Annotated in this window: 21 protein-coding genes; 5 read left to right on the plus strand and 16 right to left on the minus strand. The window is 72.5% G+C overall.

Going from position 1 to position 24,040, the window contains the following annotated elements:
* Positions 1-30 precede the first annotated feature (30 nt).
* Entirely contained in the window at positions 31-1,020 is a 990-nt protein-coding gene (locus tag IF20_RS11125; RefSeq protein WP_052864951.1) for an LLM class flavin-dependent oxidoreductase, read from the plus strand.
* 99 nt (positions 1,021-1,119) lie between these two features.
* Here the strand turns inward: IF20_RS11125 and IF20_RS11130 are convergent, their stop codons facing one another.
* From IF20_RS11130 to IF20_RS11145, 4 genes are all read right to left on the minus strand, one after another.
* The gene (locus IF20_RS11130; RefSeq protein ID WP_052864952.1) at positions 1,120-2,538 is read right to left on the minus strand and encodes a sugar porter family MFS transporter; all 1,419 of its coding nucleotides are present in this window, start codon (positions 2,536-2,538) and stop codon (positions 1,120-1,122) included.
* A gap of 231 nt (positions 2,539-2,769) precedes the next feature.
* Positions 2,770-6,675 carry an AAA family ATPase gene (locus tag IF20_RS11135; RefSeq protein WP_052864953.1) on the minus strand — a complete coding sequence of 1,302 codons (3,906 nt, stop codon included), beginning with the start codon at positions 6,673-6,675 and terminating at the stop codon, positions 2,770-2,772.
* 367 nt (positions 6,676-7,042) lie between these two features.
* Entirely contained in the window at positions 7,043-7,249 is a 207-nt protein-coding gene (locus IF20_RS11140) for a hypothetical protein (RefSeq protein ID WP_052864954.1), read from the minus strand.
* A 381-nt stretch (positions 7,250-7,630) separates the two neighbouring features.
* The gene (locus tag IF20_RS11145; protein WP_030267085.1) at positions 7,631-7,912 is read right to left on the minus strand and encodes an acylphosphatase; all 282 of its coding nucleotides are present in this window, start codon (positions 7,910-7,912) and stop codon (positions 7,631-7,633) included.
* Between the two features lie 157 nt (positions 7,913-8,069).
* On the opposite strand from IF20_RS11145, the gene IF20_RS40465 reads away from it, so the two are divergent.
* The gene (locus tag IF20_RS40465) at positions 8,070-9,155 is read left to right on the plus strand and encodes a CAP domain-containing protein (protein ID WP_267881126.1); all 1,086 of its coding nucleotides are present in this window, start codon (positions 8,070-8,072) and stop codon (positions 9,153-9,155) included.
* 243 nt (positions 9,156-9,398) lie between these two features.
* On the opposite strand, the gene mutM is transcribed toward IF20_RS40465, so the two are convergent.
* From mutM to IF20_RS11200, 10 genes are all read right to left on the minus strand, one after another.
* Positions 9,399-10,331, minus strand: coding sequence for a bifunctional DNA-formamidopyrimidine glycosylase/DNA-(apurinic or apyrimidinic site) lyase (mutM, locus tag IF20_RS11155; RefSeq protein ID WP_052864955.1), 933 nt, complete (start codon positions 10,329-10,331; stop codon positions 9,399-9,401).
* Between the two features lie 232 nt (positions 10,332-10,563).
* Complete coding sequence (gene rnc / locus IF20_RS11160) at positions 10,564-11,352, minus strand: ribonuclease III (protein ID WP_052864956.1); 789 nt, start codon at positions 11,350-11,352, stop codon at positions 10,564-10,566.
* Positions 11,353-11,371: 19 nt separating this feature from the next.
* The gene (rpmF, locus tag IF20_RS11165) at positions 11,372-11,545 is read right to left on the minus strand and encodes a 50S ribosomal protein L32 (RefSeq protein ID WP_028802425.1); all 174 of its coding nucleotides are present in this window, start codon (positions 11,543-11,545) and stop codon (positions 11,372-11,374) included.
* A gap of 2 nt (positions 11,546-11,547) precedes the next feature.
* Entirely contained in the window at positions 11,548-12,147 is a 600-nt protein-coding gene (locus IF20_RS11170; protein WP_199896567.1) for a YceD family protein, read from the minus strand.
* 209 nt (positions 12,148-12,356) lie between these two features.
* A complete protein-coding gene (locus IF20_RS11175; RefSeq protein WP_052864957.1) occupies positions 12,357-13,487 on the minus strand; it encodes an ATP synthase F0 subunit B in 1,131 nt (376 codons plus the stop codon).
* Positions 13,488-13,609: 122 nt separating this feature from the next.
* Positions 13,610-14,119, minus strand: coding sequence for a pantetheine-phosphate adenylyltransferase (gene coaD / locus IF20_RS11180; RefSeq protein WP_052864958.1), 510 nt, complete (start codon positions 14,117-14,119; stop codon positions 13,610-13,612).
* Positions 14,116-14,763: a 16S rRNA (guanine(966)-N(2))-methyltransferase RsmD gene (gene rsmD, locus IF20_RS11185; protein ID WP_110944067.1), complete on the minus strand. Its 648-nt coding sequence runs from the start codon at positions 14,761-14,763 to the stop codon at positions 14,116-14,118. The genes coaD and rsmD overlap by 4 nt, the downstream gene beginning before the upstream one ends.
* A 91-nt stretch (positions 14,764-14,854) precedes the next feature.
* Positions 14,855-15,373: a hypothetical protein gene (locus IF20_RS11190; RefSeq protein ID WP_052864959.1), complete on the minus strand. Its 519-nt coding sequence runs from the start codon at positions 15,371-15,373 to the stop codon at positions 14,855-14,857.
* A 145-nt stretch (positions 15,374-15,518) separates the two neighbouring features.
* Positions 15,519-18,746: a helicase-related protein gene (locus IF20_RS11195; RefSeq protein WP_234426606.1), complete on the minus strand. Its 3,228-nt coding sequence runs from the start codon at positions 18,744-18,746 to the stop codon at positions 15,519-15,521.
* A 90-nt stretch (positions 18,747-18,836) separates the two neighbouring features.
* Positions 18,837-20,540 carry a DAK2 domain-containing protein gene (locus IF20_RS11200; protein ID WP_052864960.1) on the minus strand — a complete coding sequence of 568 codons (1,704 nt, stop codon included), beginning with the start codon at positions 20,538-20,540 and terminating at the stop codon, positions 18,837-18,839.
* 233 nt (positions 20,541-20,773) lie between these two features.
* Here IF20_RS11200 and rpmB point away from each other — a divergent pair, with 233 nt between their 5' ends.
* Positions 20,774-20,959 carry a 50S ribosomal protein L28 gene (gene rpmB / locus IF20_RS11205; protein WP_030267048.1) on the plus strand — a complete coding sequence of 62 codons (186 nt, stop codon included), beginning with the start codon at positions 20,774-20,776 and terminating at the stop codon, positions 20,957-20,959.
* 201 nt (positions 20,960-21,160) lie between these two features.
* Here rpmB and thiD read toward each other — a convergent pair whose 3' ends face one another.
* Both thiD and IF20_RS11215 read right to left on the minus strand, forming a co-directional pair.
* Positions 21,161-21,949, minus strand: a complete 789-nt coding sequence (gene thiD / locus IF20_RS11210) for a bifunctional hydroxymethylpyrimidine kinase/phosphomethylpyrimidine kinase (protein WP_052864961.1) — start codon at positions 21,947-21,949, stop codon at positions 21,161-21,163.
* Positions 21,950-22,053: 104 nt separating this feature from the next.
* Positions 22,054-23,022, minus strand: coding sequence for a thiamine-phosphate kinase (locus IF20_RS11215; RefSeq protein WP_052864962.1), 969 nt, complete (start codon positions 23,020-23,022; stop codon positions 22,054-22,056).
* Positions 23,023-23,245: 223 nt separating this feature from the next.
* Between IF20_RS11215 and IF20_RS11220 the strand changes: the two genes are divergently transcribed.
* A complete protein-coding gene (locus IF20_RS11220) occupies positions 23,246-23,479 on the plus strand; it encodes an Lrp/AsnC family transcriptional regulator (protein WP_030267036.1) in 234 nt (77 codons plus the stop codon).
* A gap of 8 nt (positions 23,480-23,487) precedes the next feature.
* Positions 23,488-23,991: a DUF3515 domain-containing protein gene (locus tag IF20_RS11225; protein ID WP_052864963.1), complete on the plus strand. Its 504-nt coding sequence runs from the start codon at positions 23,488-23,490 to the stop codon at positions 23,989-23,991.
* Positions 23,992-24,040 lie beyond the last annotated feature (49 nt).

Genomic DNA, 24,040 nt, shown 5'->3' on the forward strand with positions numbered 1-24,040 from the left:
TCGCCACCTCCCGGCGAAGGGGACGTCGTCATGCCCGTCACGGTCCTGCGCTTCAACCTGGTCGACCCCGAGCCCACGCCCGAGGGCCTGGCGGCCCGCTATCAGGCGGCCGTCGCGATGGCCCGGTACGCCGACGACATGGGCCTCACGACGGTGCAGACCGAGGAGCACCACGCCACCGACAACGGCTGGATGCCCGCACCGCTCGCCTTCGCCGGCGCCGTGCTCGGCGCCACCCGGCGGATCACCGTCACCGTCTCCGCGCTGATCACCCCGCTGCACGACCCGCTGCGGCTGGCCGAGGACCTCGCGGTACTGGATCTGCTCGGCGGCGGCCGGCTGGTCACCGTCGCGGGCATCGGCTACCGACCCGAGGAGTACGCGGCCCACGGCAAGGAGTGGGAACGGCGCGGCGCGCTCCAGGACGAGGCACTGGAGACGCTGCTGCGCGCCTGGACCGGCGAGCCGTTCGAATACCGGGGGCGCACGGTGCGCGTCACGCCGCGCCCGGCCACCCGTCCGCACCCCCTCCTCCTGGTGGGCGGCGCCTCGCGGCCCGCCGCACGCCGCGCGGCCCGGCTCGGCCTGCCGTTCTTCCCCAGCGCCCACCTGCCGGAGCTCACCGCGTACTACCACCGGCAGTGCGCCGAGCACGGACACGAGGGATGGGTGAGGGAGCCGCCGGCCGCCACGGCGCTGCTGCACGTCGCGGAGGACCCGGAAGAGGCCTGGGAGCGGTACGGGCGGCACTTCCTGTACGAGGCGCGGACGTACGCGGGCTGGCAGGCGGGGGCCGGCACGCACTCGGCCGTGCGCTCGGCGGCGACGGACGTGGCGGCGCTGCGCGAGGAGGGGGTGTACCGGGTGCTGACGCCCGAGGAGTGCGTGGCGTACGCGGGGAAGGCGGCGGCGTCGGACTCGCTGATCCTGCATCCGCTGTGCGGCGGGATGCCGGTGGACGAGGGGTGGCGGTCGCTGCACCTCTTTGCGGAGCGGGTACTGCCGGAGCTGTCGGGGTGACCCGGCCGGGCCGGTGCGCCCGCTGCGGACATGCGGCTGCCCCGGCTCCATCGGGGAGCCGGGGCAGTTCCGTGGTGAGGAGAGAGGCTGGCGGGGTGGTTAACCCATCTCCTCCAACGCCTTGCCCTTCGTCTCCTTCACGAACTTGAGCACGAAGGGGATGGAGAGCAGGGCGAAGATCATGTAGATCACGTACGTGCCGGAGAGGTTCCAGTCCGACAGGCTCGGGAAGCTGGCCGTGATCGCCCAGTTGGCGATCCACTGGGCCGAGGCGGCGACGCCGAGGGCCGCGGCGCGGATCTTGTTCGGGAACATCTCGCCGAGGAAGACCCAGACCACCACGCCCCACGAGAGGGCGAAGAAGAGCACGAATCCGTGGGCGGCGATCAGCGCGACCACGCCCTGGGCGTGCGGCAGGGTGCCGCCCGTGGTCTTGGCGGCGAACGCCCACGCCTCCAGCGCCAGCGCGACGGCCATACCGGCGGAGCCGATCAGCGCCAGCGGACGGCGGCCGATCTTGTCGACGAAGACCATCGCGATCACGGTGCCGATGATGTTGATGATCGACGTGGTGAAGCTGTAGAAGAACGAGCTCTGCGGGTTGATGCCCACGGACTGCCACAGCGTCGACGAGTAGTAGAACGCGACGTTGATGCCGACCAGCTGCTGGAAGACCGACAGGCCGATGCCGATCCAGACGATCGGGAGGAAGCCGGCCTTGCCGCCGAGCAGGTCCTTGAACGTGGACTTGTGCTCACTGCGCATCGCGTGCTCGATCTCGTTGACCCGCAGTTCCAGGTCCACGTTCTGGCCCTCGACCTCGGCGAGCACCTCCTTGGCCCGGTCGCGGCGCCCGGCGCTGATCAGGAAGCGGGGCGACTCGGGGATGGCGAAGGAGAGCAGGCCGTAGAGCACGGCCGGGACGACCATGACGCCGAGCATCCACTGCCAGGCCTCCAGGCCGGCGAGCTCGCCGCGCTGATCGCCGCCGGCGAGGTTGAGGATGCCCCAGTTGACCAGCTGGGAGATGGCGATGCCGATGACGATCGCGCCCTGCTGGAAGGAGCCGAGCCGACCGCGGTACGCGGGCGGCGCGACCTCCGCGATGTAGGCCGGGCCGATGACCGAGGCCATACCGATGCCGAAGCCGCCGATGATGCGCCAGATGGCCAGGTCCCAGATGGCGAACGGCAGCGCCGAGCCGACGGCGCTGACCGTGAAGAGCAGCGCGGCGATCTGCATGACGCGGATACGGCCGATGCGGTCGGCGAGCCGGCCCGCCGCAGCGGCGCCGATGGCGCTGCCGATCAGGGCGATCGCGACCACCTGGGCGAGGCCCGCGGAACCGACGTCGTAACGGTCCCGGATGGCCTCGACGGCACCGTTGATCACGGAGCTGTCGTAACCGAACAGGAAGCCGCCCATCGCGGCAGCCGCGGTGATGAAGATGACATGGCCGAGGTGGTCCGGCTGGGCCTTGCGGCCTTCCGTCCCCGCCGGCTGCGCGGTGCTGGTCAACGTGTACTCCAGTGGCCCGGCTGCGCTGCCGGGCGTAGGGGGCTGGCCCTTCCAGTGGCGCATACGAACGCGGCACCCACCACTTGAAGGTAAAAGCAACGTTGCAGAGACTATGCCTTCAAGTTTCTAAGTCAATAGAGAGCACTGAATTGACTTGGGCTGTCACTTTCCGCAGTTGCGTTCATGTTGTGAACAATGCGGGTCGGTCTCTTGATCACCCGCACGGCCGTCTCAGTGCAGGCGCTGGCTGATGACCTTGGAGACCCCGTCGCCCTGCATGGACACGCCGTACAGCGCGTCGGCGACCTCCATCGTCCGCTTCTGGTGAGTGATCACGATGAGCTGTGAGCTCTCCTGCAGCTCCTCCATGATCCGGATCAGCCGCTGCAGATTGGTGTCGTCCAGCGCCGCCTCGACCTCGTCCATCACGTAGAACGGGCTCGGCCGCGCCTTGAAGATCGAGACCAGCAGGGCCACCGCGGTCAGCGAGCGCTCGCCGCCCGAGAGCAGCGAGAGCCGCTTGACCTTCTTGCCCGGCGGCCGCGCCTCCACGTCGACGCCGGTCGTCAGCATGTTGTCCGGGTCGGTGAGCACGAGACGGCCCTCGCCGCCCGGGAAGAGCCGCGAGAAGACCCCTTCGAACTCGCGTGCGGTGTCCCAGTACGCCTCGGTGAAGACCTGCTCGACCCGCTCGTCGACCTCCTTGACCACCTGCAGCAGGTCCGCGCGGGTCTTCTTCAAGTCTTCAAGCTGCTCGCTGAGGAACTTGTGCCGCTCCTCCAGCGCCGCGAACTCCTCCAGCGCCAGCGGGTTCACCTTCCCGAGCTGCTGATACGCCCGCTCGGCCGCCTTGAGCCGCTTCTCCTGCTCGGCCCGTACGAACGGCACCGGCTGGTTCCGGGGATGCTCCGGGTCGGCCGGCAGCTCCTCCCCCTCGGCGGGCGGGGACGGCGGCACGAGCTGGTCCGGGCCGTACTCGGCAGCCAGCGCGGCCGGCTCCACGCCCAGCTCCTCCAGCGCCTTGGTCTCCAGCTGCTCGATCTTCATGCGCTTCTCGGCGCCCAGCACCTCGCCCCGGTGCACCGAGTCGGTCAGCTTGTCCAGCGCGTCCTTCAGCTCGCGGTCCCGGTCGCGCTCGGCGGCCAGCGCCTGCTCCCGCTCGGCCTTCGCCTCCTCGGCGGCGGCCCGCTCCTCCTCGGCCCGCACCAGCGAGACCTCGATGTGCGCGAGCAGCTGCCGCGCGCCCTCGGCGACCGCCGACGCGACCCGCGCCTCGTGGCGCAGCCGGGCACGCCGCTGTTCGGCCCGCGCCCGCGCCTCCCGCTCGGCACGCGCCGCCCGGTCCAGCCCGTCCGCCCGTCCCGCGAGCCCCTTGACACGCTCCTCGTGCGTACGGACCTGAAGGCGCGCCTCCATCTCGGTCTGCCGCGCGTTGGCCCCGTCGGCGGCGAGCCGGTCCCGTACGGCGGTGTCCGGCTCCTCCGCACCTCCCTCACCCGAGGTGGCTTCCTCCTCGGCGACGGCGAGACGTTCCGCCAACTCCTCGGCCTCCTGGGTCGCGCGGGCCAGCGCCTCCTCGGCCTTGGCGACCGCCGCCGCCGACCGTTCGGCCTCGCCCGCGGCGCCCCGCGCCTGTCCACCGAGACGCCCCAGCGACTGCGCGACCTGCGACTTCTCCCGGTCGGCCGCCCGCCGGCGCTCCCCCAGCTCCTCGACCGCCGCGGCCCGCTCGGCCCGGCGCTCGGTGGCCAGCCGCTGTTCCTCGGCCAACTCCTCGCAGCGCGCGGCCAGCTCCTCCAGCTCCGCCGCCGCCTCGTCCACGGAGGCCTGCACCTCCAGCAGGCTCGGCGCACCGGCCGAGCCGCCCTGCGCGAAGTGCGCCCCGAGCAGGTCGCCCTCGGCCGTCACGGCGGTCACCTCGGGCCGCGTGGCCACCAGGTCTTCGGCGTCCTCCAGCGTGCTCACGACGACCACGTCCCGCAGCAGCCGCCGCACGGCGGGCAGCAACTCGGCGGGCCCGTCGACCAGTTCCGCGGCGGCGGGCGGTCCGCCTGGCGTACGGGCTGCGGGTACCGCGGCGAAGGCCGCGCCGCCATCGGCGCCTTCGGCCGGCACGGCGGCGGTGCGCGCACCGGGGACGGCGGGGTGGTCGGAGGCGGGTCCGCCGGCCGCGGGCCGGTCGGTCGCGGGCCGGTCAGCATGCGACGCACCGTCAGGACGAGGCCCTGCGCCGGGAGCCGACGCACCGTCAGCTCCCGCCGCGCCGTCGCCACCACTCACCGCGCCACCACTCACCGCGCCACCGGCACCCGCCGCCGCAGCCGCGCCGTCGTACGGTGCCGTCCCGGCGAGGGAGCCGTGCGGCATCGTCCCCGCGAGGGAACGTTCCCCCGCCGCACCGGTCAGCGGGCGGTCCGCCGGGGCCGCCGGCAGCAGCACCGCGCGGCCCGCGTCCTGCTTGCGCAACAGGCGGATGGCCTCCGCCGCCGTCGCCGGATCCGCGACGGCGATCGCGTCGGCCGCCGCGCCCAGCGCCGCCGCGACCGGCACCTCGTACCCCGGCCGCACCGTCAGCAGCTCAGCGGCCGGGCCGAGCAGCCCGCCCAGCCGGTCGGCGGCGGCCAGCAGCGCACCCGTACCGTCCTTGCGGCGCAGCCCCAGCGCCAGCGCATCATGCCGCGCCGCGGTCGCCGCGCGCTTGCGTTCCACCGCCGTCAGCGCCTCGCGGGCCGCCGTCAGCGCGCGCTCCGCCTCGGCCAGCTCCTCCTTGGCCCGCTCGTGCTGCTCCGCCAGCTCCTCGTCACCCGCGTCCAGCCCGTCGACCTCGGCCTTGAGCTGCTCGTACTCCCGCTGGGCCGCCTCCGCGCGCTGCCGCGCCGCGTCCCGCGACTCGGTCAGCCGGTCGATCTCGGCCTGGGCCGAGGCGGCCCGGCCGTGTGCCGCGGTGACCTGGCCGTGCAGCCGGGCCAGCCCCTCGCGCCGGTCGGCGATGGCCCGTGCCGCATCCCTTATCCGGCGCTCCTCGTCCTGCAGCTGCCGTTCCAGCCCCGCACGGTGCTCGACCATGTCGTCCAGCGCCCGGGTCGCCGCCTCCAGCGCGGCCTCCAGCTCCGCCTCCTGCTCGCGGATCCGGGCCGCCTCGCGCTCCATCTCCTCGGGCTCGCGCCCGCGCCGCTCTTCGGGGGGCGCGGCCTGCGCGCTCTTCACCCGCGCCTCGGCCAGCGAGATCGTGCCGCGCACCCGCTCCGCCAGCTGCGACAGCTCGTACCAGGTCTGCTGGGCGCGCTGGAGCCGCGGCGCGAGCGTGCGCACCTCTTCCTCCAGCACCGCCTCGCGCCGCAGCGCCTCCTTCAGCTCGGCCTCGGTGGCCTCCCGGCGCTTCTTGAGCGCGGCCTCGTCGGCGATCTCCGTACGGAGCGCCTCGCGCAGCGTCACGAGGTCGTCGGCGAGCAGCCGGAGGCGGGCGTCGCGCAGGTCGGCCTGGATGACGGCGGCCCGGCGGGCGACGGCCGCCTGCCGCCCGAGCGGCTTCAGCTGCCGCCGCAGCTCATCCGTCAGGTCCTGGACGCGCGCGAGGTTCGCCTGCATCGCGTCCAGTTTCCGCAGCGCCTTCTCCTTGCGCTTGCGGTGCTTCAGGACGCCGGCCGCCTCCTCGATGAAGGCGCGGCGGCCCATCGGGTCGGCGTGCAGCACGCCGTCCAGCTGGCCCTGCCCGACGATCACGTGCATCTCGCGGCCGATGCCGGAGTCCGAGAGCAGCTCCTGGATGTCCAGCAGCCGGCAGGTGTCGCCGTTGAGCTGGTACTCGCTGCCGCCGTTGCGGAACATGATCCGCGTGATGGTGACCTCGGCGTAGTCGATGGGCAGCGCGCCGTCGGAGTTGTCGATGGTGAGCGAGACCTCGGCGCGGCCCAGGGGCGGGCGGCCCGTGGTGCCGGCGAAGATGACGTCCTCCATCTTGCCGCCGCGCAGCGACTTCGCGCCCTGCTCGCCCATGACCCAGGAGAGGGCGTCCACCACGTTGGACTTGCCGGAGCCGTTGGGGCCCACGACACAGGTGATGCCGGGCTCGAAGCGCAGCGTGGTGGCGGATGCGAAGGACTTGAATCCTCGCAGGGTCAGGCTCTTGAGGTGCACGCCTTCGGACTTTACCGCCCACCCGCCACCGCCCTTGGAGGAGACGCTGGCGCGCCGCGCGTTCTCGTCACCGGCGACCGCTCTCGTCCCGCGGGTCCCGGGCGGCTCGCGGCCGGCCGACGTCGCGCCGGGGGACGTCCCGCGGGGTTCCGGCCGCCGGTCCGGCCTCCGGGAGACGGGGGCGCCCGCTGTCCTGTCCGGACCTTTTCGGTTTCGCCGCGTAACGTGCAGGGCACATCATGCGGTAAGAAGGCGCCGGGAAGCGGAGGCGTGAACGACGAAGGGACGCCGAAGCGTCCCTTGAATCTTCATAGAGCGGTGCCTCAAGTGGCTGTCGTATCAGCCCGACCGGCCCTTGGGGCGATGGTCAGGTGAGCGCCGGCTCCGCCTGGGATACGTCGATGCTGTCGAGCAGCGAGTCGCCGTGACGTGCGGCAGCCGACAGCGCGTCGTTCTCGGCCTGAATCCTGATGAGCTCGGATTCGAGGTCCTGGACGCGCTGCTGAAGCCGTCGCATCTCGGCGAGGACTCGGGGGTCGGAGCCGCCGACGTAACCGAGAAGCGCCTTTGCCATGATGGATGGTCCTCCACACTGAGTGACCGACCGAAGCGGTGGTGGGTCGTGAGGGAATCGCACCCGCGGTGTCTGTCATTCTCTGGTGTACGCAATGCCAAACAGCTAAGGTGCGCGGGGATTCCAGAGTCTCACCAAATGGATTGACGGTCAACACGATCACGCCCCGTATCCGGGGCTCGTGTGCGCGCACAGCGGCAGAAGGCTCGCGGCGACGCTCCGGAAACGCACCCGGGGGCGTGGAGATCATCCTTACTGCGGCAGCCTTCCACGGGTCGGCGGAAATGGCAACCACCAGGTGATTTCTGCTCCCCGCCACTGTCCGCGGCATGCCATGAGACGGGTCGCCGCCGGTCCGGACGGCCGGACGGCGCCCCTCCGTCAGCGGATCGCGAAGCCGTCGTACCCGCCTCGCGGCGTGTCCCAAATCTCACTCACCCCGTCGACCCGCCCGGGCGTGTCCCCGGTCCGCAGCCACTCCAGCAACTCCTCGCACCGCTCGCGGGGCCCCTCGGCCACCACCTGGACGCGCCCGTCCTCCCGGTTGATGGCGAATCCGACGAGCCCTCCGATGCGCAGCGCGTTGGCCCGGGTGAACCAGCGGAAGCCGACACCTTGCACACGACCGCGAACCCAGGCCGTCAGACGGACATCTTCGTTCATGCGTGCACGTTAACCGGCCAATTGCTCGCCGAGCACGTCGGCTCCGTACGTCGTGCCGTACAGTCACGCGACATCAGTGGTCACTCGTACGGGTGATTCAGATGTGGCGTTCGTGGACGCGAGTCCATGACGGTCGTGGACGGAAGGAAGACACCGGATGGGCCGCCACCGACGCACCGCTCCCGTCCCGCCCGGAGCACCGCCCGCCGACGCGCCCGCGGGCCGCCACCGCGGCCCTCGCCCCTCGGGCGCCGTGCGCCCCACCCTCCCCGTACGCACCGACAGCACCGTCCGCTCCCCCGCCACCTCGTACCCCGGTGCGTCCTCCCGCCCGGACGCTGCCCCGCACTCCGGCGCACCCTCCCGCCCGGGCGGCCTGCTGCGGACCGCGCCCGTACGCACCGGTCTGCTCGGCGTCTCGGCGGCGCTGGCGATGGGAGCCGTGGCTGTCTCGGCGGGGCTCCTGCCGGGCGGCGCCTACGAGCCCGGAGGCGCGGACGGCTCCGGCGGCCGGATCCGTACCGGCGCACTGCCGGAGGTGACCAGCACGCAGGGCGCGCGCTCGCCGCTCCCCGCGGACCGCGGCACGCCCCCGGCCGACCGCGGCGCCGCCCGCCCGGACGCCCCCGGCGCGGGCTCCACCGACGACGGCTCCGCCCCCTCTGCCGACGAGCGGAACGGTACGGCCGGCGGCCGCGCGACCGAAGGCGGCACGTCCGGCACCGGCTCAGCGGGCTCCGCCGACTCCTCCAGGACCGACGGCTCCCCCTCCGACCGTGCCGGCGGCTCCTCCGCCGCTTCCGGCGGCGCGTCCGCCCCCGCCCAGGCCGAGACCCGCGCGGGGAAGCCGGCACCCACCACCGGGGACCGCCGGGCCGCCGCCCGGGTCCTCACCCTGGTCAACAAGGAACGCGTCACGGCCGGCTGCGCCCCGCTCACCGCCGACGGCGACCTCACCGGCCTCGCCCAGTCGTTCAGCGAGGACATGGCCCGCCGCGACTTCTTCGCCCACACCGACCCGGACGGCGCCACCCCTTGGGACCGCGCCAAGACCGCCGGCATCGCCGACCTCGGCGGCGAGAACATCGCCCGCGGCCAGCGCACCCCCGAAGCGGTCATGGAATCCTGGATGAACAGCCCCGGCCACCGTGCCAACATTCTCAACTGCGACTACCGTACCCTCGGCATAGGCATCCACCGCTCCCCAGGCGGCCCTTGGTGGACGCAGGACTTCGGGTTCTGACGCCGCACCTGTCTCTGCTGTCTCCCACGTCCCGCACACCGAGCGCATCGCTCGCCGCGCGCCCCCGTACGGCTGTCACGCCCTACGCTGCGCACCACTGCGCCGTGATCGCACCCTGCTGCCGCAAGACCGAGCTCAACGTGCAAGCCGGTGGATCCACCCGGCCGCCCCGCGCCCGGAGGACGAGGTGTCCTCGGCACACGACGCCGTGTGTGCCACGGTCCAGGACGGATCACCGGTGCGCTAGCGCACCCTCGGCGCCCGCTGGCACTTGGGGCAGTAGTAGCTGGATCGGTTCATCCAGGGGCGGCGGCGGATGGGGGTGGTGCAGCGGCGGCAGGGTTCGTCCTCGCGGCCGTAGGCGTCCAGGGAGCGTTCGAAGTAGCCGGACTCGCCGTTGACGTTGACGTAGAGGCTGTCGAAGCTGGTACCGCCGACGGCGAGGGCCGCGCTCATCACCTCCCGGACGTGGCCGAGGAGTTCGGCGGTGCGCGGGCGGGTGAGGGTGGCGGTGGGGCGGTCGTAGTGGAGGCGGCTGCGCCACAGGGCCTCGTCGGCGTAGATGTTGCCGACGCCGCTGATCAGGGACTGGTCCAGGAGCGCGCGCTTGATCGTCGTACGGCGGCGGCGCAGCGCCTCGTGGAACGCGGCGTCGTCGAAGGCCTCGTCGAGGGGGTCGCGCGCGATGTGGGCGATCACGTCGGGGAGGCCGTCGGGGTCGCCCGGGACGGTGGGGTGGAGGGAGAGGCCCCCGAAGGTGCGCTGGTCGACGAAGCGGAGCTCGGTGTCGACCGTGTCCGAGGGGAGGTCGTCGGCGGGCGCGACGCCGGGCGCCGCGGGTCCCGCGTCCGGGACGCTCGCCGCGTCCGTGAAGCGGATCCGGATGCGCAGGTGCTTCTCGTCCGGCACGTCCTGCGGCTGGACCAGGAGCTGGCCGCTCATGCCGAGGTGCGCGAGGACGGAGAGGTCGTCGGAGAGCGGCAGCCAGAGGTACTTGCCGCGGCGCCGGGCCTCGCCGACGCGGTGGCCGGCCAGCCGCGCCGCGAAGTCCGCGCCGCCCGCGACGTGGCGGCGTACCGCCCGCGGGTGCAGGACCTCGACCGTGTCGATGGTCCGGCCGCTGACCCAGCGTTCCAGACCGCGCCGTACGACCTCGACCTCGGGAAGCTCGGGCAAGGGATCTCCTCGGGAGGCGGGGGGGTGCCGTGGGGGTGCCGTGGCGGGGCGGGTTCCAGGCGTCGGGGGAAGGAAACCTCGCCCGACCGCCCCGGGCGCCGAACGGAGACGACCTGGCCCCGGGTGCCGGAACGAGGTGCCCCCGCCGGCGCCGGAACGAGGAAACCCCGCCCGACCTGCCCCGTGACGGGCCGGCCGGGCGGGGGCCGCGTGCGCTCGGCACGCGGGTCGCTCAGCTCGCGGGGCCGCCGGTGGTGGCTTCCGTGGCGGCCTCGGCCGCCGCGTCCGCCGCCGCGCGGATCTCCCGCCAGGCGGACTCGGCCGCCTGCTGTTCGGCTTCCTTCTTGCTGCGGCCGGTGCCGGTGCCGTACGAGACACCACCGACGCGGGCGGCAGCAGTGAAGGTCTTCTCGTGGTCCGGACCGGTCTCGGTGACCAGGTACTCGGGGACCCCGAGTCCTTCGGTTGCGGTCAGTTCCTGGAGGCTGGTCTTCCAGTCCAGGCCGGCGCCCAGGCTGGAGGACTTCTCGATCAGCGGGTCGAACAGGCGGTGCACCAGTTCGGAAGCTGCGTCGAGGCCCTGGTCCAGGTAGACCGCGCCGATCACGGCTTCGAGCGTGTCGGCGAGGATGGAGGCCTTGTCCCGGCCGCCCGTGCCTTCTTCACCCCGGCCGAGCCGGATGAAGGCACCGAGGTCGAGGCCGCGGCCCACCTCGGCGAGCGCACGCGAGTTGACCACCGCGGCCCGCAGCTTGGCCAGCTGGCCTTCGGGCAGGTCGGGGTGGGTGCGGTACAGCGTGTCGGTGACCACCAGGCCCAGCACGGAGTCCCCCAGGAACTCCAGGCGCTCGTTGGTGGGCAGCCCGCCGTTCTCGTATGCGTAACTGCGGTGCGTCAGCGCACGCACCAGAAGGGCGGACTCGAGCTGGTACCCGAGCCGCCCTTCCAGAAGCGTGTGGGACGAGGCCGTGTCCGCAGACGGAGTCTTCGAGGAGTTCTTCGACGAATCAGCGTCTGACATAGAGCCTGTCACCAGCCGATCAGACCTCGAGGACCTGGCGCTTGTTGTAGGTGCCGCAAGCGGGGCACGCGATGTGCTGCTGCTTGGGCTCGTGGCAGCGCTCGCACGCCACCAGGGTGGGGACCGCAGCCTTCCACTGCGACCGGCGGTGGCGCGTGTTGCTGCGCGACATCTTCCGCTTCGGAACAGCCACGGCTACTTCTCCTGCTTCTCGTCGACGCCCGCATCGGCGCCGCCCATGTTGTCCTTCTCGCCGTCCTGGATGGATTCGGCGAGTCCCTGCAGTGCCGCCCAACGGATGTCGACGGCATCGTGGTGGTGGTCCGGGTCGTCCGCGAGCCGGGCTCCGCACTCGGAGCACAGGCCCGGACAGTCGTCCTGGCACACCGGCTGCATCGGCAGTGCGAGCACCACCGCATCACGCAGCACGGGTTCGAGGTCGAACATGTCGTCCTCGAGGAAGAGGGTGTCCTCCTCGTCCTCGGCGTCGTCGTCCTGATCCGCTTCACGGACCCGGGCGTCGGCGTCGGGGTAGGAGAACATCTCCTGGAAATCCGCTTCGAGCTCATGCCCGACCGGCTCCAGACACCTTACGCACTCCCCCTTCACGGATGCACGGGCGGTGCCTGTGACAAGCACCCCGTCCATGACCGATTCCAGGCGGAGGTCGAGTTCCACCGGTGCGCCCTGGGGTACTCCGATGACCTCGTTGCCGAGATCCTCGGGGGCCTCGACAGAGCGGGAGACCTTCTTCATCGCACCGGGACGCCGGCCCAGCTCGCGTGTGTCGAACACGAGAGGGGAGCGGTGGTCGAGGCGGGCGTTGATGGCTTCCTGCTTTCTACGGCGGTACGAGCCGCCCACGCCGCCGTAGCGGTCGTCGGGCAGCACAGATCGCGGACGTATGCGCGACCGAACAGCCAGGATACTGGACGCGCCCCGATTGACCCAATCCACGGCCGGCGGCCCCGGGAGGAGCGCGCCGGCGGTCCCCGCAGGCCCCGTCAGCGGCCCTGCTCGTACTGCTGCTCGTACTGCCGCAGCTGGTCCAGGTCGATCATGCTGGTGTCGAAGAGGCTCGTCTCGTCCAGCGCCGCGGGCTGCTGACCGGGCTGGTGCGGGGCGTGCTGCGCCTGCTGGCCGTGCGGCGGCTGCGGGGCCTGCGCCTGCTGGGGGAAGTACGCTCCGGCGTCGTACCCCTGCTGGGCGTGCTGGGCCTGCTGCTGCCAGCCGTAGCCGTACGGGTCCTGCTGCTGGGCGTACTGCTGCGGCTGCTGGTAGCCGTACGCGTCCTGGCCGTACTGCGCCGCGGCGTAATAGTCCTGCTGCTGGGCCGCGGGCTCCATGGCGGGCTGCGCCTCGGGGGGCGTGCCGGGCATCGGGGGGACCTGGGGGGCCGCGGGCTGCGCGATGGCGGCGAGGTCGGCGAGGTACTCGGCGTCGCCGGACTGCGGCAGCCCCGTCGCGGGGTCGGTGTGCGCCGCGAACTGCGCCCCCAGCTCGTCCGTGGGCCGGGCCCCCAGCAGCTTCTGACGGCCGCGTCCGACCGCCTCCAGGGTCTTGGTCAGCACGGCCTCGAAGGCGCCGAACTTGGCGTCGACGTACGCGTCGGCCCGCTGCCGCAGCGTCTCGGGGTCCGCGCTGCGCTCGGGCGCCTCGGCGTCCTCGTATCCGTCCTGGTCCAGGCCCGGGCCGCGGCCGAGCAGCTTCTCGCGGCCCCGGTCCACGGACCCGATGGTCTTGGTCAGGACGACCTCGAAGTTGGCGAGCTTGGAGTCGACGTAGTCGTCGGCCTCGGCGCGGATCTCCTCGGCCTCCCGGCGGGCCTCGGCGAGGATGCGGTCGGCCTCCTCCTGGGACTGCCGGGCGACCTCGGTGTCGGAGATCAGCGAACCGCGCTGGGCGTGCGCGCTCTCGATGATCCGCTCCGCCTCGGCGCGGGCCTCCTCGACCAGCTGCTCGCGCCCGCCGAGCAGCTCCTGCGCCTGCGCCAGTGATCCCGGGAGCGCGGCCCGTACCTCTTCGAGCATGGCCAGCAGCTCCGCGCGGTTCACCACGCAGGAGGCCGACATGGGCATGGACCGGGCATGGCCGACGGTCTCGACGATCTCGTCGAGCTTCTTCTGCACGTCCACTGGGGGCTCGCCACTCTCTGGGGGATGAAACGACGGAACGGGACCGACTGTACGGCCACCCGCCCACGCACCGACACCCACTGACGCCCCGTCAGCCGGACGGCCCTCCGCCGCTTCCGGCGTCACTTCTCCCCGAGGCGCTCGGTGAGCGCTTCGAAGACGAAGTCCGGTACCAGGTGGGAGACGTCGCCGCCCCAGGCCGCAACCTCCTTGACCAGGCTGGACGAGAGGAAGCTGTAGGTCGGGTTGGTCGGGACGAAGAGCGTCTCGACGCCGGAGAGGCCGTTGTTCATCTGGGCCATCTGCAGCTCGTAGTCGAAGTCGCTGACCGCGCGCAGGCCCTTCACGATGGCCGGAATGTCACGCTGCTTGCAGAAGTCGACGAGGAGCCCGTGGAACGCCTCGACCTCGACGTTCCCGTACTCGGCGGTCGCCCGGCGGATCAGGTCGATCCGCTCGTCGACCGTGAAGAGACCCTGCTTCGACTTGTTGATCATCACGGCGACGTGGACCACGTCGTAGAGCTTGGAGGCCCGGGCGATGATGTCCAGATGCCCGTTGGTGACGGGGTCGAACGACCCCGGACAGACGGCACGGCGCACTTGAGGTTCCTCGCTATCCGATCCGGTCATGACTCGCTTGCCGACGTGGCGGTCCGCTGGTCCTTCTCGTCGTCCTGGTCGTCCTGGTCGTCCTGGTCGTCCTCGCACGTCGGAGCGGCGCGACCGTACCAAAGCGTGGCCTCGCCGTAGCGGCGGGACCGCAGGCCCTCGAAACCGTCGGGCCAGCGGAATTCTCCGCCTCGGGTGCTCCGCTCCACGGTGGCGAGCGCATCGTCCGTGATCCAGCCCTGGGCACGGAGTGTGAGGAGGATCTCCCGAAGATCGTCATCAGCCACGGCGTACGGCGGATCCAGGAAGACGATGTCGTACGGCTCCCCGGCGACCGGGCCCGCGGCCACCTGCTCGGCCTTCGCCGCGCGGAATTCGGCGCCGGACAGGCCGAGGCTGCGGATGTTGTCCCGGATGGTCCGGGCGGCCTTCGGGTCGGCCTCGGCCAGCAGCACCGCCTCGGCACCGCGGGAGAGCGCCTCCAGGCCGACCGCGCCGGACCCGCCGTACAGGTCCAGCACCCGGGCCCCGGCCAGCGGGCCGTCCAGCGCCTCCCAGGTGGAGAACAGGCCTTCGCGCGCCCGGTCGGAGGTCGGGCGGGTGCCCGTGCCCGGCGGCACGGCCAGACGCCGGCCGCGGGCCACGCCGGCGATCACGCGAGTCATACGATCTTCGTCCTCGTCCTGTGCTGCCCATGCGGCCCATGGGCGGGGCGGGACCGGGAGCGGCCCCACCCCACGATATGGCGTGCGCGCCTCACCCGCCGTCGGTCTCCCCAGCCCCGCCCACCAGCGCCGGTGAGGCGTACCGCGACCAGGACAGGCAGCCGTCCGGCGGGCAGTACTCCGGGCGGCGCGGGTCGTGGCCCAGCTCACGCAGTTTCGTCCGTACCGAATCGGGCGTACGGCCGAAGCGGGCGGCGATCCGGGCGATGGTCTCGCCCGCGTGGAACCGGCGGGTCAGGTCCTCCTCGTGCTGCGGCACCCAGGGGGCGCCGTGCCCGGGGAACAGCTCGCGCAGCACATCCCGGTCCGGTATCGGCTCGGCCACGTCGGCGACCAGCGCGAGGGCGCGCAGGGCGCGGTTCAGCGCGATCCGCAGGGCCGGTACCTCGGCCAGGGGCAGGGTGAGGGCACCGGAGGCGAGGAGCGTCTCGGGCGCTTCCTCGTGCCAGCCGGTGAGGGTGAGGGTGACGGTCGCGTCGTCGTCGCTGGCGAGCTCGATACGGAAGACCTTGTCGCCGAGCGGTAGTTCATTGAGATGCCGGAATGCCATGAGAGGCCCCCCTGGTCCGCGCACGGCCGGCCGCCGAAGGAGCGCCGCGCGGAGCGGCACGGGCCGGCTCGTACGGAATCCAGTCTGGCAGGGGGGTCCGACAACGGGCCGGTCCGCCGTCCGATCCGCCCGCCCCCACCGCCCCTCACCCCTTGTCCAGGTAGCTCTCCCGCTCGGTGTCCAGCAGGGCGTCCAGCGCGATCCGCAACTCGGGCAGTCCGGCCAGCTCCGGGTCGTCGGCCACGGTCGCCGTCGCCTCCTCGCGAGCCGCCTCGATGACGTCCTCGTCCTCGATGACCGCCAGCATCCGCAGGCTGGAGCGCACGCCGGACTGCGCCTGCCCCAGCACGTCGCCCTCGCGCCGCTGCTCCAGGTCGATCCGGGACAGCTCGAAGCCGTCCAGGGTGCTCGCCACGGCGCCGAGCCGGGCGCGCGCCGGGCTCGCCTCGGGCATCTCCGTCACCAGCAAGCACAGGCCGGGCGCCGAACCGCGCCCCACCCGGCCGCGCAGCTGGTGCAGCTGCGAGACGCCGAACCGGTCCGCGTCCATGATCACCATGGCGGTGGCGTTCGGCACGTTCACGCCGACCTCGATCACCGTCGTCGCGACCAGGACGTCGACCTCGCCGGCGGCGAACCGGCGCATCACGTCGTCCTTGTCGTCCGGCTGCATCCGGCCGTGCAGCACCTCCACCCGCAACCCCGCGAGCGGGCCCTTCGCCAACTGCTCGGCGACGTCCAGCACGGCCAGCGGCGGCCGCTTCCCGTCCTCCTCCGCCGCGGCCTCCTCCTCGGCCCTCTCCTCGGCCCCCTTGCCCTTCTTCTTCGCCGCCTTGGGGTCCTCCGCCTCGTCACCGATCCGCGGGCACACCACGTACGCCTGGTGGCCGTTCCCGACCTCCTCGCGCACCCGCTCCCAGGCGCGCGCCAGGAAGTGCGGCTTGTCCTTGGCCGGCACCACATGGCTGGCGATCGGCGACCGCCCGGCCGGCAACTGGTCCAGTACGGACGTCTCCAGGTCGCCGAAGACCGTCATCGCGACCGTCCGCGGGATGGGCGTGGCGGTCATCACCAGGAGGTGCGGCGGCTGCTTGCCCTTCGAGCGCAGCGCGTCCCGCTGCTCCACACCGAATCGGTGCTGCTCGTCGACCACGACCAGGCCCAGGTCGTGGAACTGCACCTTGTCCTCGATCAGCGCGTGCGTGCCGATCACGATGCCGGCCTCGCCCGTGACGAGGTCCAGCAGCGCCTGCTTGCGCGCGGCGGTCCCCATGGACCCGGTGAGCAGCACGACCTTCGTGCCGTGCTCCGCGCCCCCGAGCATGCCGCCCTCGGCCAGCTCCCCCATCATCTCGGTGATCGACCGGTGGTGCTGCTGCGCCAGCACCTCGGTCGGCGCCAGCATCGCCGCCTGCCCGCCGCAGTCCACGACGGCGAGCATGGCCCGCAGCGCGACCATCGTGTTGTGCGTGACGGTGAAGTTGTCGGTCACGTAGGCGTGGCTCGGATGCGCAACGCTGATGCACTGGACGGGCTTCCGGCCGACGTACTCGACCGCTCGGATGCCCCGGCGGAACGTGTGGTACTTCGCCCTTCCGCGCATGCGGCCGGCTTTCCGTGCCAGCCTGAAAGGCGGGAAACCGTCCGGCAGCGCCACGGAGACGTCGAAGGCGTTCCGCTTCGGCAGCACCCGCGCCCGGCCGCCGAGCGAACGCACCAGCCAGGCGACGTCCTCGGCCAATCGACGCGAAGCCGAGCAGAACGAAGCGGACATTCCGTTCTGCTGGACCGTGCCGTCCGTGTCCATGAGCCCCTGCAGGACGGCCAGCCGGTCCTTCACCGGTGCGTTCTTGTAGCCGAGCGGTACAAATTTCGTGTGCGAGGTGGCGCCCCACAGGTTCAGTTCGCGCAGGGCCGTGATCACGGGGTTGCGGCCTGTACCGCCCTTCGGCCCGGTCATGTGGATTGTGTGATCGCAGTTCTCTCCCGATACGGGCACCAGTGCACAGTCCGGAGCCACCATGGCGTCGACTGCCGCCACGAGCTCTTCGTCGACGCTGGAGAACCGCAGGTTGTGCCGGAAAGAGCCGTCTCCGAGGAGGAGCCCCAGCAGATACGGGTCGAGCGGCCGGGCGTCTTCGCTCTCGAGATCCACTGCCGTGGCGGGCGCGATGTACCACTTCGACGAACCATTGGCCTTGAAGGTGTCCGTCCTGATCTCGCGGGTGGTCATCACTTTGGGTCGCTCGCCGCGGTCCCAGGCGCAACTGGTCGCGACGATCCACAGGTGTTCGTCATCGCATTCGACGGTGCTTCCGTCGGACAGCAGGAGGCGCCAGACGTCCCGCTCGCCTTGCGGGAAGACCCCGTCGACCGTGGCGATCTCTCCGTTCGGCACCACCACTTCGTCGCCGAGCGCCATGTCCCCCATTCGGCGGAATCCCCCGGGCGTCAGGACCGAGGCGTCGAGCGGCTGGGCCTTGCCCGAGCCGACTTCCCCTTGGAGGAGGCGGTGCATCGGGTGGTCCGTGGCGAGGTCGTCGAAGATCTCGCGGCTGACCTTCTGCTGGCCTTCGGTGAGGGTGAAGGGGAGCCGGGCGTCGAAGGCGTCGAGGAGGCCGTCGTCGGTCAACGGGCGGGGTACGGCGGGCAGCTGGGTCTCGGCGAACCGGCGGCGGGCCAGGGCGACCTGGAGGACGAACGCCTCGTCCCACTTCAGGCGGGCCCGCGCGTCGGCGATGTCGGCCTTGGTGGCGGGGCGGTGGATCTTGAGCAGCGCCTCGGGGAGCGGGATCAGGCCGCGGCCCTCGCGGAGGGCGGGAGGGAGCGGGTCGACGGCCTCGCGGGCGTGGGGCAGGACCGCGTCGACGGCCTTGGCGATCTTCCAGGACGGCATCTTCTGGGCCGCCGGGTAGATCGGCAGCTGCTGGTTGGCGAACGCGTCCACGGCCTCCTCGCCGCCCTCGCCCGCGAGGAGTTCGTACTCGGGGTGGGCGAGCTGGAGCTTGCGGTTGAAGACGGAGACCTTGCCGGCGAACATCGCGCGGCGGCCGGGCAGCAGGTCGTGCCGCGGCTTGTGGATGCCCTTGCCGAAGAAGACCAGCTGCAGCCGGCCACTGCCGTCGGTGAGCGTGACCTCCAGGCGCTGGCCCCGGCCGTGGTTGAAGGTGAGCACGCGGGCGTCGGCGACCCGGGCGACGACCGTGACGTGCTCGTCCAGGGGCAGGTCGGCGAGGGTGGTCAGCTCGCCGCGCTCGGCGTACCGGCGCGGGTAGTGGTGCAGCAGATCGCCGACCGTGTGCAGGCCGAGGTGCTCGGCCAGCACCTTCGCGGTGGTGCCGCCGAGGATCTTCTTCAGGGGTTCATCCAGCACGGGTCCATTGCACACCACGCCACTGACAAGCGGCGGGAGGACCAGGATTCGGGACACGGGGGCCGCGCCGTGCCGGCCGGCGGCGGCCGGCTACTCGACGCCGATCAGCAGCAGCGGCGCCTGCTGGCCGCCCGCGTACACGACCGTGTCCACGGCCAGGTGGTGCTCGCGCACGTGGCGTTCGAGCCGGTCGGCCAGGCGCTGGGGGAAGTCGGCGCCGAGCACGAGGGTGACCATCTCGCCGCCGGCCGACAGCATCCGGTCCAGCACGTCGGCCGCGACGGCCGCCGGGTCCGCGCCGATCACCGCGACGTCGCCGTCCACCAGCCCCAGCACGTCGCCGGCCTGGCAGACCCCGGCCGTGGTCCAGGACTGCCGTTCGGCGACGCCCAACTCGCCGTACCGGGTGGCGCCCGCCGCCGAGGTCATCGCGACCACGTCCTCGTCGAACGAGCGGCCGGGCTCGTGGACGGCCAGCGCCGCGATGCCCTGGACCGCGGCGCGGGTGGGGATCACGGCGACGCGTACGCCCTCGGCCCGGGCCTGCCCGGCGGCCGCGGCGGCGGTGTGCCGCAGCTCGGCGTCGTTCGGCAGCAGCACCACCTCGCGGGCGCGGGCCTGCCGGATCGCCTGGACCAGCTCGCCGCTGGCGGGCGGCTCCCCGGGCCGTACGGAGACCACGCACGCACCCGCCTCCGTGCACAGCCCGGCCAGCCCGTCCCCGGCCACCACCGCGACGACGGCCCGCTCGACGCGCTCCGGGGCCGTGTCCCGTGCCGCCCCCGAGGCGCCGAAGTGCGTGATGCGGACCCGGTACGGGCGGCCCACCTCGATGCCGGCCTCGACGGCAGCGCCCGCGTCGTCCACGTGCACGTGGACGTGGAACAGGCCGTCCCCGCCGACCACGACCAGGGAGTCGCCGAGCGCGTCCAACCGGGTGCGGAGCCGGGCCACGGCGGCGTCGTCGGCCTCCAACAGGTAGATCACCTCGAAGGCGGGGCCGTCGCCGGCGGCGTGCTCGTCGGGGCCGCAGCCGCCCGCTTCGGCGACGACCGCGACGGGGTCCGTGCCGGCCCGTACGGCGGGCGCGCCCACCGCGATCCGTACGCCGCCGGACGCGGCCGTGCGCTCCCCGGAGAGGGCGTCCGCGAGCGCCCCGAGGAGGGCGACCAGACCGCAGCCGCCCGCGTCGACCACGCCGGCCCTGCCGAGCACCGCGAGCTGTCCGGGGGTGGCCTCCAGCGCCTTCCTGGCGCCTTCGTGTGCCGCGCGGGCCACGGCCACCACGTCGCCGTCCTGCACGGCGCCCTCGGCGGCGTCCGCCGCGGCCGTCGCCACGGTGAGGACGGTGCCCTCCACGGGGTGTGCGACCGCTTCGTACGTGGAGGCGGCGGCTCGCCGCAGCGCTCTCCCGAGGGCGTCGGCAGTGCCGTGCTCCGCGTCACACGAGGGGGCACCGGGGGCCGGCGGCGTCGCCAGCACGTCCGTCATGCCGCGCAGCAGCTGCGCGAGGATCGTGCCGGAGTTGCCGCGGGCCCCGATGAGCGCGCCGTGCGCCATGGCGCCGATGGCGTCGGCGAGGCCGGGGGCCGTGCCGGAGGCCGCGTGCCCGTCGAAGGCGGCGTCGACGGCGCGGGCCGCGGACTCCATGGTCAGGTAGAGGTTGGTGCCGGTGTCACCGTCCGCGACGGGGTAGACGTTGATCGCGTCGATCCGCTCGCGGTCCCGGCCGAGCGCCTCCAGGGCCAGCCCGCACCATGCGTGTACCGCGGCGGCGTCGAGCGTGTGGGGCACGGATGTCCTCCTCGGTCGGGGCCGTGCACCGCAGAGTAGCCGCGGAGGGGGCGGGTGCTCGGGGCGGGGCCCCGGGCGGCCATGGTAGTTTCGTAGGGCGGGAGCGGTCGTTGTATGCTGCTCCGGTTGCCCGATGCGAATCGGGCCATTTCCCTCCCGGCACCGCTTGTCGTTCAATGCACTCGGCGCGCTGGGAATTACCGTAAGTGCATCTGAAGTCTTTGGAGTGACCCGTGGCTGCCAACTGCGACGTCTGCGGCAAGGGGCCGGGCTTCGGCAAGAGCGTTTCTCACTCGCACCGCCGCACCAACCGTCGTTGGAACCCCAACATCCAGACGGTGCGCGCTGTGATCGGGCGCACGCCGAAGCGGCTCAACGTCTGCACCTCGTGCATCAAGGCCGGCAAGGTCGCGCGCTGACGTTACGTCGTGGCGCAGTCTGCCGGTTGCCAAGAAGCCGGTCCACCTCAGGGTGGGCCGGCTTTCTGCTGTTCCCGGAACTTCTGCGAGGAGCGACCGTAGCGGGGAGCGTCCGCGCCGGATGCGGACGCCCCTGTACGTACCCACCTCCCGGGGGCTCAGCTGTACGTAACCCTGGAGCGCTGTACGTAACCCCGGAGCTCAGCGCAGGCGCCAGCCGTGGTCCACGGGGCCGATGCCCTCGCCCAGCCGAAAACCGGCCTCGATGGCGCCCGTGACGTACTCCTTCGCCGCGGCCACGGCCTCCGGGACGGTGTCCCCGTGCGCGAGCCGCGCGGCGATCGCACTGGCGAGCGTGCAGCCCGTGCCGTGCGTGTGGCGGTTGTCGTGGCGCGGGGCCCGCAGCCAGTGCTCCTGCTCACCGTCGGTGAGCAGGTCCACCGCGTCGCCCGACAGGTGCCCGCCCTTGATCAGCGCCCAGCGCGGGCCGAACTCCAGGACGGCAGCGGCGGCCCGCCGCATGTCGGCCTCCTCGTGCACCTGGACGCCCGTGAGCTGGGCCACCTCGTCCAGGTTGGGGGTGGCGACGGTCGCGGTCGGCAGCAGCTTCGTACGGACCGCGTCCAGGGCGGTGGCGGCGAGCAGCGCGTCACCGTGCTTGGAGACGCCCACCGGGTCGACGACCACGGGCGCGGTGACCTCGGCGAGCAGGGCGGCGACGGTCTCGACCAGTTCGGGCGAGGAGAGCATGCCGGTCTTCACCGCCTGGACGCCGATGTCGTCCACGACGCTGCGGAACTGCGCGCGCACGGCCTCCGCCGGCAGGTCCCACGCGCCCTGCACACCGAGGGAGTTCTGGGCGGTGACGGCGGTCAGCACGCTCATGCCGTGCGTGCCGAGCGCGAGCATCGTCTTCAGGTCCGCCTGGATCCCCGCGCCGCCGCCGGAGTCGGAGCCGGCGACGGTCAGGACGCGTGGTGGTGTGTACATGCTTCGAATCTAATCGACGCCGGTCGGCAGGGTGCGTCGGGCGCCGGCCGGCCGACCGCGCCGGGCGCCGGGCGCCGGTCAGTCGACCACGTCGTCACCGCCGGTCAGTCGACCACGTCGTCGTCGCCGAAGTGGTCCCAGCCGCTCTTCGTCCAAGGCGCGCCGTCCACCGTGACCTGGGGCAGCGCGGAGGGGTTCAGCACCTCGCCGATGACCTTCCAGCGGGCCGGCAGCTTCACGTCCGGCGGGAAGGTCGCCACGATGGCGTGGTCCTCGCCGCCGCTGAGCACCCACTGCAGCGGGTCCACGCCGCAGGCCGTACCGATGTCGGCCATCTGCGAGGGCACGTCGATCTTCTGGGACTGCAGATCGATCCGGACCTTGCTGGCCTCGGCGATGTGCCCGAGGTCGGCGACCAGGCCGTCGCTGACGTCGGTCATGGCCGTGGCGCCGAGCCCGGCGGCCGCGGGGCCCGCGTGGTACGGCGGCTCCGGCCTGCGGTGCGCCTCCACGAAGGCGCGCGGGGAGCGGAAACCGCGGGTGAGGACGGCGTGCCCGGCGGCGGACCAGCCGAGCCAGCCGGTGACCGCGACCACGTCGCCGGGCTGGGCACCGCCCCGGGTGACCGGCTCCGCGTTGCGCAGGTCGCCGAGGGCGGTGATGGCGACGGTGATGATCTCGCCGCGTACGACGTCGCCGCCGACCACGGCGGCGCCCGCGACCTGGCACTCGTCCCGCAGTCCGTCCATCAGCTCGGTGGCCCAGGTGGCGGGGAGTTCGGCGGGCACGACGAGGCCGAGCAGGATGGCGGTGGGAACCGCTCCCATCGCGGCGATGTCGGCGAGGTTCTGGGCGGCGGCCTTCCGGCCGACGTCGTAGGCGGTGGACCAGTCGCGGCGGAAGTGCCGCCCTTCGAGGAGTACGTCGGTACTGGCCACGACCCGGCGGTCCGGCGCGGTGACCACGGCGGCGTCGTCGCCGGGGCCGATGCGTACCGCCGGGGTGGAGGTGAGCCGCGAGGTCAGCTCTCTGATGAGGCCGAACTCCCCCAACTCGCCCACGGTGCCCTTCATGCTGTTGCCCTTCCCATGCGTACGGACCTTCCGTACTCCACTGACGCGTCGCGCACGGTCGTCACGCCTTTCCGGACGGCCGATCTCCGGATGACGCGTTCCGCGCCGGCCGCCGCGAACTGTTCGCCGCGTCGGCCGCGCGGGTCTCCCCGCTCCGCTCGGCGACGCGGTACCGTGGCGTCCCTTCTTCCCACATGATCCTCGAAGCCGCCCTGGAGGTCCCGTGGTACAGGCCTACATCCTGATCCAGACCGAGGTCGGCAAGGCCTCCGCGGTCGCCGAAGTGATCGCCAAGCTGCCCGGTGTGATCCAGGCCGAGGACGTGACCGGTCCGTACGACGTGATCGTGCGTGCCCAGGCTGACACGGTCGACGATCTGGGCCGCATGGTGGTCGCGAAAGTCCAGCAGGTGGACGGCATCACGCGCACCCTGACCTGCCCGGTCGTCCATATCTAGCCCCCCGTATGCTCGGCCGGGTGAATTCCTCGCCCCGCCGGACCCTCGCTCTGCCCCTGCTCGCCGTGCTGATCACTGCGGTGGGCTGTGCCCCGTCCGACGATTCGGCGAGCGTGGCGGTTCCCGCCCCGAAGGGGGAGCAGGCCCGGCTCTGCCGGGCGCTGCACGGGAAGCTGCCCGGCACCGTGGACGGACTGAAGCGGCGGACCGCCGATCCCGTCTCGGACTTCACCGCGGTGTGGGGGTCGCCCGCCGTGCGCCTGCGGTGCGGCGTACCCAAGCCTGACGTGCTGCAACGCGGTAGTGAACATTACAACCCGTTGCAGGACGCCGCGAAAATCAACGGCGTCGAGTGGGTCTTCGAGAAGCAGGACGACGGCTACCGCTTCACGACCGTGCTGCGCCGGGCGTACGTCGAGGTGACGGTGCCGGCGAAGTACGCGCCCGAGGTCGACGCGCTCACCGACCTGGCGTCGGCCGTGCGGAAGACGGTCCCGGTCGGGGTCGTGTAGGACACGCCCCGGCCGGTGGCCGCCGTGCGGCGTACGCCCCGGCCGGGGG

The organism is Streptomyces niger, assembly GCF_000718305.1.
Taxonomy (GTDB): domain Bacteria; phylum Actinomycetota; class Actinomycetes; order Streptomycetales; family Streptomycetaceae; genus Streptomyces; species Streptomyces niger.

Coding starts and splice junctions, on each gene's coding strand:
- IF20_RS11125 (WP_052864951.1), top strand. CDS start 31: ATGCCCGTCACGGTCCTGCGCTTCAACCTGGTCGACCCCGAGCCCACG.
- IF20_RS11140 (WP_052864954.1), bottom strand. CDS start 7,249: ATGGCAAAGGCGCTTCTCGGTTACGTCGGCGGCTCCGACCCCCGAGTC.
- IF20_RS11145 (WP_030267085.1), bottom strand. CDS start 7,912: ATGAACGAAGATGTCCGTCTGACGGCCTGGGTTCGCGGTCGTGTGCAA.
- IF20_RS40465 (WP_267881126.1), top strand. CDS start 8,070: ATGGGCCGCCACCGACGCACCGCTCCCGTCCCGCCCGGAGCACCGCCC.
- rnc (WP_052864956.1), bottom strand. CDS start 11,352: ATGTCAGACGCTGATTCGTCGAAGAACTCCTCGAAGACTCCGTCTGCG.
- coaD (WP_052864958.1), bottom strand. CDS start 14,119: ATGACCGGATCGGATAGCGAGGAACCTCAAGTGCGCCGTGCCGTCTGT.
- rsmD (WP_110944067.1), bottom strand. CDS start 14,763: ATGACTCGCGTGATCGCCGGCGTGGCCCGCGGCCGGCGTCTGGCCGTG.
- IF20_RS11190 (WP_052864959.1), bottom strand. CDS start 15,373: ATGGCATTCCGGCATCTCAATGAACTACCGCTCGGCGACAAGGTCTTC.
- thiD (WP_052864961.1), bottom strand. CDS start 21,949: ATGTACACACCACCACGCGTCCTGACCGTCGCCGGCTCCGACTCCGGC.
- IF20_RS11215 (WP_052864962.1), bottom strand. CDS start 23,022: ATGAAGGGCACCGTGGGCGAGTTGGGGGAGTTCGGCCTCATCAGAGAG.
- IF20_RS11225 (WP_052864963.1), top strand. CDS start 23,488: ATGCTCGGCCGGGTGAATTCCTCGCCCCGCCGGACCCTCGCTCTGCCC.